Origin of the sequence: Riemerella columbipharyngis (genome assembly GCF_900101995.1) — a bacterium.
Lineage (GTDB): Bacteria > Bacteroidota > Bacteroidia > Flavobacteriales > Weeksellaceae > Riemerella > Riemerella columbipharyngis.
Genome location: NZ_FNAS01000001.1, coordinates 35941 through 52919 on the forward strand (window position 1 = coordinate 35941; position 16979 = coordinate 52919).

Sequence of the window (16979 nt, forward strand, 5' to 3'; positions counted from 1 at the left end):
AAGTAAAAACGATATCTCCCTCTGATATCAATTTTTTTACTTAAATTTACCATCAAAATTTTAGCAGTATGTACCTCATTTTTGATACCGAAACGACAGGAGTCCCCATTAATTCTAATGCACCAGTCTCAGATTCAGAGAATTGGCCGAGGATGGTGCAGATTTCTTGGCAGCTTCACAATGAGGAAGGTAATCTTATTGAAAATCAGGATTATATCATTAAGCCCGAAGGCTATGATATCCCCTACAATGCGGTTCGCATACATGGGATAACGACGGAGATGGCAAACAAAGAAGGGCGAGATTTAGCAGAGGTACTTGCGGAATTTTCTGAAGTGCTAAAAAAGACTAAAGTCTGCGTAGGACATAATATCAATTTTGATTATAATATCGTAGGAGCGGAGTTTTATCGTAAAAATATTTCGGATACATTAGCAGAAATTCCTGTGGTGGATACTATGGTTACGGGAACGGATTACTGCAAGCTCAGCGGAGGCAAGAATGGCAGATATAAAAGTCCGAAGCTAGGTGAGCTTTACGAAAAACTATTTGGGACAACCTTTGATGAAGCTCACAACTCTGCTGCCGATGTCAATGCCACAGCTCAAGCGTTTTTTGAAATGATGCGTATTGGCATCATTCCTGCAGAAGATTTGAAACTGACGGAGGAGCAGTTAGTGCATTTCCAAAATTTACATACCGATCCTATCAAGCCTTTTGCTATAGTAATTAGACGGCAGGTAGAGAATTTTAACAAGCAGAAAGGAAAAACGCATTTCCGAGATTTTAGGGAGATAGAATTAGGGGATTATTTTAATTTTCATAATCACAGTGTATTTTCTTCATTACAAGCGACTTCGTCTATTTCGGATTTGATCAATAAGGCTAAAACTAATCGTTTTCCGGCAGTAGGAATGGTGGATTTGGGGAATATGATGGGAGCTTTCAAGTTTATTGCCGAAGTAGATAAATACAATACCGGAGTAGATAAGGAACTGAAAGATTATGAAGAAAGAAAGAAAAAAGCAGAGGAGGAAGGTATAGAATTTGGCGAACCTGTACCTCAGTTGCAAAAGCTAATGCCGATTCTCGGCTGTGAATTTTATATTTCCGATAGACCGGAGCAAAAGCAATTTACGAAAGAAGACCCTGACAGAAGAACGAATATGGTTCTTTTGGCTAAGAATATTAAAGGCTACCGAAATCTTGCCAAATTATCGAGTTTGGGGTATGTCAATGGTTTTTACTTCGGAGTGCCGAGGGTTTCCCGAGAGATGATTTCAAGGTACAAAGAAGGCGTAATCGCAATGAGCTCGGGCGTATTGGGGGATATACCAGATACAATACTTAACCTCGGAGAGAAAAAAGGAGAGGAGGTTTTCAAATGGTGGAAAGATGAGTTCGGAGAAGATTTTTATGTTCAGATTCAAAATCACCACTTGCAGGAGGAAGAGTATTTAAACGAAGTATTGCTGTCTTTTGCCGATAAGTACGATGTGAAAATCATTGCCCAAAACGAAACATTTTATACCAATAAAGATGACTCCAAAATACAAGATATACTCTATTGCATAAAGGATGGAGAGAAAGTTTCAACTCCTGTGGGAAAGGGTTTTGGTAAAAGAAGAGGGTTACAGACAAAGGAGTTTTATATTAAAGATAAAGAAGAGCTCAAGGAAGCGTTTAAGCAATATCCGGATGCCTTTGAGGCTTATACCGAATTGCTTTCTAAGTTTGAGGCTTATAAATTGAAAAGAGATGTACTTCTGCCTAAGTTTGATATTCCGGAGCAGTTCCAAAGCGAGGAAGATAAGCTGGATGGTGGTAAAAGGGGAGAGAATGCCTATCTGCGTCATCTCACCTATGAAGGTGCTGCGGTACGCTATGATGAAATCACAGACGAGATAAGGGAGCGTTTGGATTTTGAATTGGATATTATTGCCAAAACGGGATATCCAGGCTATTTCCTCATTGTTCAAGATTTTTGCAACGAAGCTCGGAAAATGGGTGTTTGGGTAGGTCCCGGACGTGGTTCTGCAGCGGGTTCTGCGGTAGCGTTTTGTATTGGGATTACCAATGTAGATCCTATCAAGTATGACTTACTTTTTGAGCGTTTTCTCAATCCAGAGAGGATATCAATGCCCGATATAGATATTGACTTTGATGATGAGGGAAGGGACAAAATTATCAAATGGGTAATAGAGAAATATGGTAAAAGTAATGTGGCTCAGATTATTACCTACTCTATACTTGGGGGGAAATCTGCGATAAAAGATGCAGGGCGGGTTCTGGATGTGCCGATTCCTGAGACCAATAATATTGCAAAATTAGTCCCTTCTACGCCAGGAATGAATATTGCTAAGGCTTTATCCAAGTACGATAAATTGAAAGATGAAGAAAAGGAACTCGTAGATGAGATGAAATCTATTTTGAGTAATCCCCAAGACGGACGCTTTGAGGTATTGGATTCTGCGAAAAAAATGGAGGGCTGTATCAGAAACACAGGGATACACGCTTGTGGTGTTATTATCACGCCGGAAGATATTTCTAATCTCGTGCCTATCACTATTGCGGCTAAGGATGCCAATATTTTGGTATCTCAATTTGACAATTCTGTGGCAGAGAGTGCGGGATTGCTGAAAATGGACTTTTTAGGACTTCGTACTTTGACGATTATCAAAGATGCGCTTAAACTTATCAAAGAACGCCACGGCATTGACATTAACCCTGATGAAATTCCACTGGACGATGCCAAGACTTACCAATTATTCAAGGAAGGGAGAACGATAGGGATATTCCAGTACGAAAGTGTTGGTATGCAGAAATATATGCGTGAGCTGAAACCGACGGTCTTTGCAGATCTTATTGCAATGAACGCACTCTACCGCCCGGGACCTATTAAATATATACCGAACTTTATCAAGCGTAAGCATGGCTTAGAGGAAATCGTTTACGACTTGCCCGAAACAGAAGAGTACCTGAAGGAAACTTATGGTATTACCGTGTATCAGGAGCAGGTAATGCTGTTGTCCCAAAAGTTGGCAAATTTTACGAAAGGGCAGGCAGATACATTGAGGAAAGCTATGGGTAAAAAGCAAATCAATGTGCTGAACGATATGTACCCTAAATTCATAGAAGGCGGTAAGAAAAATAACTTAGACGAGGAGAAGCTCAATAAAATTTGGAACGACTGGAAAGCCTTTGCAGAATATGCTTTCAATAAATCACACTCTACTTGCTATGCATTGGTGGCTTATCAGACGGCGTACCTGAAAGCAAACTACCCCGCAGAGTATATGGCGAGTGTGATGAGTAATAACATTAACAATACCAAGCAGATTACTATGTTTATGGAAGACTGCCAATCTATGGGAGTAGATGTTTTGGGACCGGATGTCAATGAAAGTCAGTACAAATTTTCCGTAAACGATAAAGGACAAATTCGTTTTGGACTTGGCGCAATAAAGGGTATAGGAGAAGGACCGAGTGAAACCATTAACGAAGAAAGGAAAAAAGGAAAATTCAAAGATGTTTATGATTTTTTCGAGCGGGCACACAGCGGACAGATTAATAAAAGGGTAGTGGAGAGTCTTGTGGTGGCTGGGGCTTTTGATGAATTGGATACCTATCATAGGGCGCAGTATTTTGCCGTTGATACTGCGGGGAGAACTAATATAGAAAATCTATTAAAGTACGGACAAAACTATCAAGCAGGAAAAAGCGATATAGAAAACTCTCTTTTTGCAGATTTTGCAGAAGATATCCAGATAGAAAAACCTAAAATATTACCTTGCGAAGAGTGGATCAATATGCATAAACTCAATAAGGAAAAGGAGATTATCGGGTTTTATATTTCTGCTCATCCATTAGATGAATTTCGTTATCAGTTTCAATATTTACAGGGGCTGATGAGCGAAGAGACCGTATTGAAAAAAACGGCGGTGGAAAATCAAGAGGAATTAGAAGAAACGAAAGTCCTCGATAATGATGAAAATATAGCAGATGAGGATATTCCCGATATAGAATTGGAAATAAGCGAAGACTCTGCCGGTGGAATCATAGAGCAGGAACAAAAAAATGTGGAAGCAAGAGGAAAATTCCAATTCCTTAATTTAGATGAAATAGATGATTTCAAAGCCAAAGTATTGGCAGATATTCCTAAAGAATTATTCAATAAAGAGGACAAAGAGCTGTATAGGAAGATAAAAAAACTAAATGCCAATGCGCGTGAATACACCGTAGCAGGGATTATTACAGACTATGTCGTAAAGGATAGTACTAAAAATCCGGGAGATAAAATAGCTTTTGTAACCTTAGAGGACTATCTGGGCTCGTATTCTTTCAGGCTGGGTGATAATGATTATATGAAGTTTAGGGAGTATATGGGGCTTCAGCGTTTCGTGGTGTTCAAGATAAAGTATTCATTCAGTGCTAGAAATGAGCAAGTTTATGTGAATATTTCTGAGGTATTGAATCTAAAAGATGTATTTGATAAATATGCTAAATCTATTTCTATAATTATGGAAGCGAGGGGGATAGAACGGAAAGACATCGATTTTATAAAGAAAATTATCAAAAACTACGAGGGTGAGTCTGCACTTAAGATATACCTCAAGGCTGAAAATCCTACCGAGAAAAACTTAGAACTTATGTCTAAAAACAACAGTATACTTATCAATAATGATTTAATAAAAGAAATGAAAGAATCAGAACAATATGAATTTTTCTTGTCTTAAAAGTGTGGTAAATGTTTGTTAATCAAATGCATGCAGGGTTTGTTTTTGTGTAAAAATAAACTTTTTTGAAATGCTTAAAAAGAATGTAAGTTTTTGCTATTTTTGTTCAGTTTAATAAAAGTAAAAATCATCAAATGAATAATGCTACACAACAAATCCAGACCAAGTGGTCTCAGTTTGTTTCTCTTATTATCGTATTTTTCTTTTGGGGCTTTGTAGCCTCCGGGAATGCGATTCTCATTCCTGTCTTTAAGAAAAGTTTTACTCTGACACAGTTTCAGGCACAGTTGGTAGAGTGGGCGTTTTATTTGGCTTACTTTATCGGTTCGGTTATTTTTTTCGTTATATCGTTGTTCAGCGATATTTTACAGAAATTCGGGTATAAAAAGACATTAGCCATAGGGCTTGTATTTTCGGCATTAGGAGCATTTCTCTTTGTTCCGGCAGCGAGTTTTCATAGCTTTTGGGTATTTCTTACGGCATTGTTCATTGTGGGGCTAGGCTTCTCGGTACAGCAGATTGTGGCAAATCCACTTGCGATAAAGATGGGTAGTCCGGAGACTGGTGCCCACCGTCTTACGATGGCTGGAGGAATAAATTCATTGGGGACGACTTTAGGTCCTATTTTATTAGGTTTGGCATTATTTGGAAGGGTTTCCGGAGAAGCAGGAGAGCTTAATCTAAACGATGTTAAAATGCCGTTTATCATCTTGGGTGTAGCATTTATTGTAGTAGCGGTTTTTCTAATGCTTTCCAAAATAGAAGACCCTGCAAAAGAAGAAGAGCTAAAATCTACCGACGGAGATAAGTTCAGTATTTTCAAATACCCACAGCTGGTGCTGGGTATGCTTGCGATATTCATCTATGTGGGAACAGAGGTTACCATAGTGAGTAATCTGCCTGCGTTGCTCAAAACGCCTGAATTTGGTAATGTGGCAGAGCATTACATAGCCCCGTTTGTATCCTTGTATTGGGGGAGTTTGATGATTGGGAGATGGAACGGGAGTATCAATGTCTTCAATATTTCCGATCAGCAAAATATGATACTGAAATTTACAGTTCCATTTGTTGCTTTTGCGATTATTTTAGGAGCAAACTATTTTAGTGGGAATGATATTTCGTCTCTTTACATTTATCCTATTTGGATTTTAGCATTTATTGTAATGAGTTTGATAGGTGGCAAAAATGCAGGCAAGACGCTTATGCTGTTTGGTATTTCAGGAGTGGTAATGATGCTTTGCGGATTATTCTTTCCGGATAAAATGATTGCCAAATACTTCTTTATTTCGGGAGGATTGTTTTGTTCTATAATGTGGCCGTCTATCTTTGACCTTGCGATTGCCGGACTTGGCAAGAATACGGGGAAAGGTTCTTCGTTCCTTATTATGATGATTTTGGGAGGAGGGGTGCTTCCGCTGATACAAGGGAAAATTTGTGATTTGGATTTGCAGCATCCTGATGGGATAATGGGAATTAGTTTTACTCACTTCTCTTATATAATTCCTTTGTTGTGCTTTATATACTTAGGATTCTATGGTTTCATTACCCCTAAACTTCTCAAGAAACAAGGGGTGGTATTATCTCACGAAGATGGTACAAGCACACATTAGATATATCGTAAAGACTAAGAGATTTTGGGCAAGTTTATTACTTGTCCAATTTCTTTTATTTCTAATATTATCCAAGTCTAAGTGGGTGGTTTTTGGTTTTGAGCTTTTTTTCAAATGGAGAAAGCCCATTCAGCAATTGTTTTTTTATTGGATGCCTTTTTCTGTGGGAGATTTGGGCTATCTTGTTTTAGGGCTAATGTTAGCTTATTTCCTTATTAAAATTATCCATAAAAAGACCCGCTCTAAATTTTCACTACGGCTTTTGATATTTCTGAATGTGTTTTATTTTTTGTATCAAATAGTCTGGGGGATGTTGTATTTTCAAGCTCCTATTATAGAGAAGCTTTCGGCGTCACCGCTTACTACAAACGAAAAAAAAGTTTTGACGGAAAAATATTTGAATCTCTGTTTGAAAGACCGTCTTTTGGTAAAGGAAAATAAAAATGGAGTTTTTGATATTGAAGACATTAAACCAGTACAAGAGGAAATTATTCGGCAGCAGAAAATTCTTCCTAAATTTATAAATAATAAGACTCCTTCGCAACTTGTGGATTTCAAACCGAGTTTTTATTCTTTTGTGATGAATTATACGGGGATTTTGGGGTATTATAATCCTTTTACAGCCGAAGCACAATACAACCCTAATATGCCGGAGATGCAGCTGCCATTTACATTAGCTCACGAAAGTGCCCATCAGATAGGCTATGCACGAGAGGAAGAAGCCAATTTCATAGGATATCTCATAGGGAAAGATTCCGAAAACATATCTCTTAGATACAGCACGGAATATTTTGTTCTCAAAAGCCTTTTGAATGACTTGTATTATGATGATAAAGATTTTGTGGATTCTGTGTTCAGCCGGTATAGTAAGGGAATGAAAAGAGACGAAGCCTATGAAAAAGATTTTTACAAATCTCATCAAGGCATAGTGGCTGATTTCTTTGCGGAAGCTAATGATTTATTTCTCAAATCCAACCGGCAGGACGGCAGCATCAGCTATTCTTACTTTGTAGATTTACTGATTCGCTATGAACAGATCAATAAAAAAGATCCGAAAAAATAAATTAACGGATCTAAAAAACACAAATGATGAAAAAAATATCTATTATTAGTAACAAATTGTTTCAATCACATATTTAGTGATGATGGGCGTGTTGTCCTCTTTCGCTCTCTGGTCTTTGGTAGATTACTTCTACATCATCTCTTTCGTTTAATCTTTTGTATCTTACCTGCTCGGGATCAAACGGTTTACTTTTTCCAAAGTATTCCCAAAGACCCTCTGTGAGCCAAAGCGGAACAATAAATGTAGCGAACATCATAATACACCAAAAACCTACCATCATCATGGTAAAGAAATATACAGTCCATAGGAACTGGTAAAATGGCCAAAATTCTGACATGACTTTACTTTTTAATATGTTACAAAATTAAGATAAATTTTAATTTCTCCAAAGCAATAAAGTATAAAATTGTTATTTATAAGCATTATAAATTAAGGGATGTCTTTTGTGAGAAATAGAGTGGTCATCTCGCTAATATTTCTTAACTTTGAAGTGCTAAAATTTAATTCAACATTAAAATTTAATAAACAATGGATTATCGTATTGAAAAAGACACGATGGGCGAAGTGAAAGTTCCTGCAGATAAATTCTGGGGAGCACAGACAGAACGCTCGAGAAACAATTTCAAAATTGGACCGGAAGCCTCTATGCCCCACGAAATCATAGAAGCGTTTGCTTACTTGAAAAAAGCGGCTGCTTATGCCAACTCTGATTTGGGCGTGCTTCCTGCAGAAAAAAGAGATATGATCGCAAAAGTATGCGAGGAAATTCTATCGGGTAAGCTGGATGACCAGTTTCCGCTTGTGATTTGGCAAACGGGTTCCGGTACGCAGTCTAATATGAATGTGAATGAAGTCATTTCTAATCGTGCCCATGTGAATAATGGTGGTAAATTGGGCGAAAAGTCCGAAATTCACCCTAATGATGATGTGAATAAATCTCAAAGTTCTAACGATACTTATCCTACTGCGATGCACATTGCAGCGTACAAAAAAGTGGTAGAAGTAACGATTCCTGCGGTAGAAAAACTTAGAGATACTTTGAAAGAAAAAGCCGAGAAGTTCAAAGATGTGGTAAAAATAGGTAGAACACACCTTATGGATGCTACGCCGCTTACCCTTGGACAAGAATTTTCCGGCTATGTAGCTCAGCTGGATTTTGGCATAAAAGCACTTAAAAACACATTGCCGCACCTTTCTCAGTTGGCATTAGGCGGAACGGCGGTAGGTACAGGACTCAACACCCCTAAAGGCTATGATGTGAAAGTAGCAGAGTATATTGCAAAATTCACAGGAATGCCGTTCGTGACAGCAGAGAATAAATTTGAAGCACTTGCTGCACACGATGCTATCGTAGAAACACATGGTGCCCTCAAACAGCTTGCGGTATCTTTGTATAAAATAGCTCAAGATATTCGTTTAATGGCATCCGGTCCGCGTTCCGGCATCGGAGAAATTTTTATTCCTGAAAACGAACCTGGTTCTTCTATAATGCCTGGTAAAGTAAATCCTACGCAGAATGAAGCGATGACGATGGTTTGTGCTCAGGTTTTAGGAAACGATACGACGATTTCTTTTGCCGGCACTCAAGGAAACTATGAACTGAATGTTTTCAAACCGGTAATGGCTTATAATTTCCTTCAGTCTGCACAACTTATAGCAGATGCTTGTATCTCGTTTAATGACCATTGTGCTGTAGGGATAGAGCCTAATAATGATAGGATTAAAGAATTGGTAGATAAATCTTTAATGCTGGTAACAGCCCTTAATACGCATATCGGCTACGAAAATGCAGCTAAAATCGCTAAAACCGCACATAAAAACGGGACAACATTAAGAGAGGAAGCCATCAACTTAGGGCTGCTTACCGCAGAGCAATTTGATGAGTGGGTGAGACCTGAAAAAATGGTTAACTCTTTATAAAGTAAGATTAAACTCAATATAGCGGATTGCCAATCTCAATTAGAAGGTTGGCAATTTTTCTTCTTATTGAGTTTTTCTTCAAAATGATATTGAAAATACAAGGGTTGATAAACTTTGAAATAGATTCTATGATAATTGTCTATATTTCTGAATTGTCAATGTTAAAAAATAAGTTGAATAACCTAAAATCAAATATAAAAATCGACATATGAAATAGAAGGTTTGTTTATTCTTTATAAGGCAAAAATACAAAATCACTGGCACAAACTGTGATAGATATGCTGCTGCCCTACAAAGACTCAGTAAAGTCCATTACCTGTGATAATGGTGTTGAGATTGTTCATTGTCAAAAGATTATAAAAAAGTTGCAGTTTGAATTTTATTTTACACATCCGTATAGTTCTTGGGAAAGGGGATTGAGTGAATACAGCAATAAATGAGTCAGACAATGCATCCCGAAATCATCAGAATTTAGTACTTTTGATGATGAATATATCAAAAAAGTTCAATTATAAAATTAACCGAAGACCAAGGAAAAACTTAAACTTTAGAACTCCTAAAGATCTCTTTTATCAATGCGTCATATTGGTTGGTTGAATGTGCTATATATTATAAAATTTGTTAAAAATAACAGTGGTTTAATTTAAATTACGATATTTGCAAAAGTCTTGTTTCTGGATAAGACCAATCGGGAATTCTACAGACGATAATACTAATTTTAAATTTTATACATTATGAGTAATTCGTATGAAGTAATTTTCGAAAACAACAAGAAGTGGGTAGAGCAGAACTTGAGAAGAGATGCAGATTTCTTTAAAAATCTAGCTAAAAATCAAACTCCGGAATTTCTCTACATCGGCTGTTCAGACAGTAGAGCTAGTGCGGAGGAGTTGATGGGGCTGAAACCCGGAGAGGTATTTGTACACAGAAATATTGCTAATGTGGTTAATACGCTTGATATGAGTGCAACAGCTGTGATACAATATGCCGTAGAGCATTTGAAAGTGAAGCATATCATTGTTTGCGGACACTACAATTGCGGCGGGGTAAAATCGGCAATGACAGCTCAGGATTATAGATTACTCAATCCTTGGCTTAGAACGATTAGAGATGTGTATCGTCTTCATCAGGTTGAGCTAGACGCTATTGAAGATGAGGGCAAACGCTACGACCGCCTTGTAGAGCTTAATGTACAAGAGCAGTGTATCAATGTCATCAAAATGGCATGTGTGCAGGAACGCTATATCATAGAGGAGTTTCCCATCGTACACGGCTGGGTTTTTGATCTAAGAACCGGTAGGTTAATTGATTTGGAAATTGATTTTGAAAATATTTTAAAAGATATTCAAAAAATCTATGACCTTACCGATTCTGACTGGATGATGAGAAGAAGGAAAAAATCTTCTGATCTCTGAAAAAACATTTAGTATGAAATTGAAAAGTATTTTAGTATTGATTATCTTTTTAAACTTTATAGCTTTACCTAGTATTGCTAAGGTTTTTCATTGGGATATTCCGGTACTGAATACTGGCGTTTCTGAAGAAGAAAACTCTTCTTCTGTTTCTTTCTCGTTTTCGGAAAAAGTACTGCCCGAGATGGTGAGTGTCAAAGACTTGTTCAGTGTTCTTGAACTTTCTTTACCTAAGTTTATTTTCTATAAAGAGGCTGCTCATCTGTCTCCGATACTTTCTATTACTTCGCCTCCTCCGGAGTTTTATATTACTCATATTATTTTTTCTTTTTAGACTTTTTTAGAAAGTCTGGAATGCCTTTATTATTATCTTATTTTTTATAAATTTTAAAATGAAAAAAACATCTTTTATAAAAGAGGTTAAAGAAAATTTACCCTCTGGTCTTGTCGTATTTTTGGTTGCACTTCCGTTGTGCTTAGGTATTGCATTGGCATCAGGAGCACCTCCGCTTTCTGGTGTTATTTCGGGTATTGTAGGAGGGATTGTGATAGGTATTTTGAGTAATTCTCATATTTCTGTTTCGGGACCTGCAGCGGGATTGGCTGCTATAGTATTGGCTGCTATTACAGAGTTGGGATCTTTTGAATTGTTTTTGTGTGCAGGGATTATTGCCGGAGTCATTCAGCTTGTTTTGGGCTTTCTTAGATCGGGAAGTATCTCAAACTATTTTCCCAATAATGTTATTGAAGGAATGCTGGCAGGGATAGGTATTATTATATTTCTTAAACAAATACCTCATGCTTTGGGCTATGATAAAGATTATGAGGGGAATTTGTCATTATTTGAAACAGGATATAATATTGAGTCCGTGATCAACTATATTCAGAATTTACCAACGACTATCCATTTAGGAGCCATTATTATTACATTAGTCTCAATTGTAATATTGTTGCTGTGGGAACGAGTGGAGCCTCTTAAAAGACTTAAAATGCTGCCCGGAGCATTAGTGGCTGTATTGTCTGGTATTTTAATCAATGAAATGTTCGTGAGGATGGGAAGCTCTTTGGCAATACAATCGGAGCATCTCGTGAAATTGCCTATCCCTAAGTCTTTTGAAGATTTGAGGGGTATGGTTGTTACACCGGATTTTGCAGGATTTGCCAATTCAAAGATATGGATTTTGGGTGTTACGATTGCTATCGTAGCGTCTATTGAAACGCTGCTTTGTATAGAGGCAGCGGATAGGCTGGATATCCATAGGCGTATTACGGATACGAACTTAGAGCTAAGAGTACAAGGGATTGGGAATATTGTCAGTGCATTTATAGGAGGGCTGCCTATGACATCGGTTGTTGTTCGTTCTTCTGCGAATGCTAATGCCGGAGCAACTTCCAAATTGTCGACTGTTATACATGGTATATTATTATTGGTTTGCGTTGTTACCATACCTATGCTACTGAATAAAATTCCTTTAGCGACATTAGCTGCGGTATTGTTATTGGTAGGGTATAAATTGGCAGAGCCTTCTAAGTTTAAGCATTTTTGGGAAAAAGGGAAGTATCAGTTTATTCCGTTTGTCGTTACCGCATTTGCTGTTGTAGCTACGGATTTATTAAAAGGAGTAGGTGTAGGTTTGGCTATTTCTATTTTCTATATTCTTCAAGGGAATATGAAACGAGCTTACTACTACAGTAGAGAAGAATTAGGCGAAGCAGATGAGATTACCATAAAGCTTTCAGAAGAAGTATCTTTTCTAAACAAAGCTGCAATAAAGAAGACACTCAAAAATATAACACCTAATTCTAAAGTGATTATAGATGCTCGTAATACAGCATATATTACTGTAGATGTGGTAGAGCTAATACAAGATTTTACCAACGTAAGAGCGAAAGAGGATAATATTACCGTAGAGCTTCTAGGCTTTAAGACCTCTTACCAAGAATATGCAGAGGACCAACACTCTCATATTTCAATAGATCATAAAAAAGCAATGTAACAGAAAAACTGCCTCGTATAGTAAGCGAGGCAGTTTTTTTATGATTTTCAAAATTTTAATCCATAGAATTATCTTATCTTTGCTTTGACTTAGAAACAATCTTAAACAAAAATGAATAAAAACCAGCTTCTTAATATTGCAAAGACAGCCATTGATACAGAGATTTCAGAGTTGGAGCATCTCAAAAACCGTATAGATGATTCTTTCTTAAAGGCTTTAGACATTATTCGGGCAGCCAAAGGAAAACTCATTGTAACGGGAATAGGAAAATCTGCTCATATAGCTAATAAAATGGTGGCAACCTTTAATTCTACAGGTACGCCTTCTCAGTTTTTACACGCTGCGGAGGCTATACACGGTGATTTGGGAATGATACAGAGAGAGGATGTCGTCTTATGCATTTCTAATTCCGGAAACTCTCCGGAGATTGTGAGCCTTGCTCCATACCTTAGAGAATATTCTTCGGCCCTTATAGCGATGACAGGGAATGCGAAATCTAAACTGGCAGAAAATGCAGATTTGGTATTGGATACTCGTGTGGAAAAAGAGGCGTGTCCAAACCAACTTGCACCTACCAGCTCCACTACCGTCCAGATGGTACTTGGAGATGCTATGGCGGTGGCACTTATGGAGATGAATGGCTTTAGAGATAGAGATTTTGCAAGGTTTCATCCTGGTGGTAGTTTGGGGAAAAACCTTATGGCAAGAGTAGAACAATTCTTATCTTCCCAAAAACCACAAGTTTCAGAAAATGCGAAAATCAGAGAAATTATCATTTCGGTGAGTGCGTCTAAACACGGCGTAACGGTAGTAACGGATAATGACGAGATAAAGGGCATCATCACCGATGGAGATTTGCGTAGAATGCTGATGAAAGAGGCAGATGTGTCGATGGTGGCAGCAAAGGATATTATGAGCAGCAATCCTAAATGTATCGATAAAAACGCATTGGCAAAAGAAGCTATGCTTATACTGAAAGAAAATAATATCGGACAGCTGGTAGTAACAGATGCCGGAAAATACTACGGGATCATAGATTTACACAAACTTTTAGATGAAGGAATAAATTAAAAAATAAAATGCCAGAGACAGAAGACAAAGAAATGTCCTTTATTGGACATATAGGAGAGCTTAGAGCTCATTTAGTGAGGTCTATTATTGCTATTGTGATAGTGGCGTTTGTCATAGGGTTTAATATCAACTGGGTGATGGACGCCATAGTCTTTGGACCTACCCGTCCGGATTTTGTTACATTTCGGCTGGTGAATGCTTTATCTCAATACTTTGTGGGATCTGACGCTGTTAATATGCCTAAGGAGTTCCCTATTCAGGTGCGGGAGATGTTTGGGCAGTTTAATATGATGATGGCTGTATCTATTGTAGGCGGGATAATTTTGGCATTCCCTTATATCGTTTGGGAGATCTGGAAATTCATTAGCCCTGCACTTAGAGAAAATGAAAGAAAAAATTCATTGTTTATTATTAATGGTACTTGGGTATTGTTTGTTTTAGGGGCTCTTTCAGGGTATTATTTGGTAATGCCTTTTGTGATTAATTTTGGTTACTTTTTCAGTATATCGTCTGTTGTGAGGGTGGATATAGATTTGGTTAATTATATATCGCTTTTGTTGCAGGTGGTGGTGGGGATGGCATTGATATTCCTTTTTCCGATGGTTATTTACATTCTTACTTCTTTGGGATTGGTGACTCCTAAATTCCTCAGGAAATACCGCAGGCATTCTGTTGTATTGATATTGGTGGTTGCCGCAGCCATTACCCCTGCCGATATTATCAGTATGATTGCTGCAGCACTGCCATTGCTTTTGCTTTATGAAGTTTGTATCATTATGTCGTCGGTTGTTTATAAGAAAATGCAAAAATCATTGAAGGTAAATACACCTGATAAAAACCATCAAAAATAAGCGTTTTTAGTCAGTAGTGTTTTTATGCAAAATATTATTATATCTGAAAAAAATTATATCTGAAAAAAAGATTGGTTTTTACTATGAGGAGTGTTTTGATTCTATTTTTGATAATGCCTTTTTGGGGGGTGGCTCAGCATTTTACTAAGCAGGATACCCTGAGGGGCTCGGATACAGCATTCCGAAACTTTTGGGATGTCAAGAAATATGAGCTAACAGTAGAGCCAGATGCAGTGACTAAAAGCGTAAAAGGGCATAACAAGATTTTTTTTGAAATTACCAAGGATGTAGAAAATCCTACTTTTCAGATAGACCTTAGGCAGCCTATGGCTTATCATAATTTCAAAGCTAAATTCAAATATACAGAAGTAAAACGAGACGGCGATTTTATATTCATTAAAACCAAACAACATTTTCGGAAAGGGCAGTATCTGAGTATGGAAATGGATTACGACGGCTGCCCTCAGATTGCCGAAAATACCCCTTGGGACGGTGGTTGGGTGTTTGCAAAAGATGGTAAAGGACGCCCATGGATGAGTGTGGCTCAGGAGGACAAAGGGCTTAGCCTCTGGTTGCCGTGCAAAGATATATGGCGTGACGAGCCGGAGAACGGAATAACAATGACGGTGATTACCCCAAAAGATATGGTGGGGATTGGGAACGGTCGTCTGATTTCCACGAAGTCCTTGGGCAACAAAAAACACTACAAATGGCGTGTGATAAATCCTATTAACGATTATTCTATCGTGCCAAGTGTAGGGTATTATGCCCATTTTTCAGATGTATTCAATGGAGAAAAAGGAAAACTTAATCTTGATTATTGGGTGCTGGACTACAATTTAGAAAAAGCCCGAAAGCAATTCAAGCAGGTCAATTCTATGCTGGAAGCCTTTGAATATTGGTTTGGAGCGTATCCTTTTTACGAAGATTCTTATAAAGTGGTAGATGAACCTTATCTCGGAATGGAGCATCAGAGCAATATCGCCTATGGCAATGGCTACCAAAACGGCTATGCGGGCAAAGACTGGTCCGATAGCGGCGTGGGGCTCAAGTGGGATTTCATCATCGTCCACGAGTCTGGGCACGAATGGTTTGCGAATAATATCACAGCTAAAGACCGTGCAGATATGTGGATTCACGAGAGTTTTACCTGTTACAGCGAAACCCTTTTTACGCAGTATGTTTTTGGCAAGGCAGAGGCAGAAAAGTACATTATAGGCATCCGAAAAAATATCCAAAACGATAAACCTATTATCGGGCATTATGGAGTGGACAACGAAGGGAGTGGTGATATGTATTGGAAAGGAGCAAGTATGGTGCATACCATCAGAACGGTTATTAATGACGATAATAAATTTAGAACCATCCTAAGAGGGTTAAACAAAACATTTTATCATAAAACAGTAACTTCCGATGAGGTAGAAAGTTATATCAATGAGCATTCGGGGATAGATTTTAGCACAGTGTTTAGGCAGTATCTTACCACGACAAAAGTTCCTATTTTAGAATACCAACAAAACAGCAATGTATTAAGATACCGATGGCGAGATGTAGTGAAAGGATTTGACTTGCCATTAAGGATCAATGACGGTGCAGAGGTTATTATTCCGGCAGAGCAATGGCAAGAGACCACCCTCAAATCATCGACACCGGTAAACTTTGATATCAACTACTATGTACATTATCAAAAATTAGATTCAATTCTTAGGTAAGGAGCTTAAAAAGGTATTTCGTCGCTCCTTCTATCTATCTCTAATTTTAGACGATGGGCGGTATCAAAGTCTTCTTTTTCCACCGCTTCTGCTAATTGTCTTTCCAGTTCTGCTAAAGAAAATTGAGGCTCTCTGTGGTTATCTTCTTCGTGTTCAGGCGTATTAGGGGTTGCAAAATCCAGAAGAATTCCAGCACTTTCCAGCACTTCAGAAGTGGTATATATAGGGACTTTAAAGCGGACAGCAAGTGCTATGGCATCAGAGGTGCGAGCATCTAAAACAAGTGCCTCTTCGGTTGTTTTGTTTCTGAAATTGATATTAGAGAAGAATACTCCGTCTATTATTTTGTAAATCAAAACAGACTCTATCTGAAACTCTGCAGCAGAGATAAAAGAGGCAAATAAATCGTGGGTAAGAGGTCTGTCGGGCTTCAAATCGTTTTCCAATCCCAAGGAAATAGCTTGAGCTTCGAAGCTACCGATGACTACCGGAAGCTTGATAGTAGAATTTTCTTCCTCTAAAAGCAAGGCGTAAGCACCATTCTGCGATTGGCTGTAGGTGATGCCCTTTACGATCAATTTTTTATAATTCATAGCATCTACAAAGA

Annotated in this window: 12 protein-coding genes; 10 read left to right on the top strand and 2 right to left on the bottom strand. The window is 38.0% G+C overall.

The features are described from left to right. Positions 1-68 precede the first annotated feature (68 nt). The 3 genes from dnaE to BLS89_RS00175 all read left to right on the top strand — a co-directional run bounded on the left by dnaE (position 69) and on the right by BLS89_RS00175 (position 7409). The gene (gene dnaE / locus BLS89_RS00165) at positions 69-4736 is read left to right on the top strand and encodes a DNA polymerase III subunit alpha (protein WP_092735492.1); all 4668 of its coding nucleotides are present in this window, start codon (positions 69-71) and stop codon (positions 4734-4736) included. Between the two features lie 134 nt (positions 4737-4870). Next, on the top strand, positions 4871-6346 hold the full coding sequence (locus BLS89_RS00170; protein WP_092735493.1) for an MFS transporter: 1476 nt from the start codon (positions 4871-4873) through the stop codon (positions 6344-6346). Further along, positions 6327-7409: a DUF3810 domain-containing protein gene (locus BLS89_RS00175; RefSeq protein WP_245688722.1), complete on the top strand. Its 1083-nt coding sequence runs from the start codon at positions 6327-6329 to the stop codon at positions 7407-7409. The genes BLS89_RS00170 and BLS89_RS00175 overlap by 20 nt, the downstream gene beginning before the upstream one ends. Before the next feature lie 73 nt (positions 7410-7482). On the opposite strand, the gene BLS89_RS00180 is transcribed toward BLS89_RS00175, so the two are convergent. Beyond that, entirely contained in the window at positions 7483-7746 is a 264-nt protein-coding gene (locus BLS89_RS00180) for a hypothetical protein (protein WP_092735495.1), read from the bottom strand. A gap of 191 nt (positions 7747-7937) precedes the next feature. Between BLS89_RS00180 and fumC the strand changes: the two genes are divergently transcribed. From fumC to BLS89_RS00215, 7 genes are all read left to right on the top strand, one after another. Beyond that, positions 7938-9329, top strand: coding sequence for a class II fumarate hydratase (gene fumC / locus BLS89_RS00185; protein WP_092735496.1), 1392 nt, complete (start codon positions 7938-7940; stop codon positions 9327-9329). A 734-nt stretch (positions 9330-10063) separates the two neighbouring features. After that, entirely contained in the window at positions 10064-10744 is a 681-nt protein-coding gene (locus BLS89_RS00190; protein ID WP_092735497.1) for a carbonic anhydrase, read from the top strand. Positions 10745-10757: 13 nt separating this feature from the next. Further along, positions 10758-11075 (top strand): hypothetical protein, encoded by a 318-nt coding sequence (locus tag BLS89_RS00195; RefSeq protein ID WP_092735498.1) that lies wholly within the window; start codon positions 10758-10760, stop codon positions 11073-11075. A gap of 58 nt (positions 11076-11133) precedes the next feature. Next, positions 11134-12738, top strand: coding sequence for a SulP family inorganic anion transporter (locus BLS89_RS00200; RefSeq protein WP_092735499.1), 1605 nt, complete (start codon positions 11134-11136; stop codon positions 12736-12738). 111 nt (positions 12739-12849) lie between these two features. Then, a complete protein-coding gene (locus tag BLS89_RS00205) occupies positions 12850-13809 on the top strand; it encodes a KpsF/GutQ family sugar-phosphate isomerase (protein ID WP_092735500.1) in 960 nt (319 codons plus the stop codon). A gap of 8 nt (positions 13810-13817) precedes the next feature. Then, the gene (tatC, locus tag BLS89_RS00210) at positions 13818-14660 is read left to right on the top strand and encodes a twin-arginine translocase subunit TatC (RefSeq protein WP_092735501.1); all 843 of its coding nucleotides are present in this window, start codon (positions 13818-13820) and stop codon (positions 14658-14660) included. Between the two features lie 83 nt (positions 14661-14743). Then, positions 14744-16372, top strand: coding sequence for a M1 family metallopeptidase (locus tag BLS89_RS00215; protein WP_092735502.1), 1629 nt, complete (start codon positions 14744-14746; stop codon positions 16370-16372). 5 nt (positions 16373-16377) lie between these two features. Here BLS89_RS00215 and BLS89_RS00220 read toward each other — a convergent pair whose 3' ends face one another. Further along, a complete protein-coding gene (locus tag BLS89_RS00220; protein WP_092735503.1) occupies positions 16378-16965 on the bottom strand; it encodes a bifunctional nuclease family protein in 588 nt (195 codons plus the stop codon). Positions 16966-16979 lie beyond the last annotated feature (14 nt).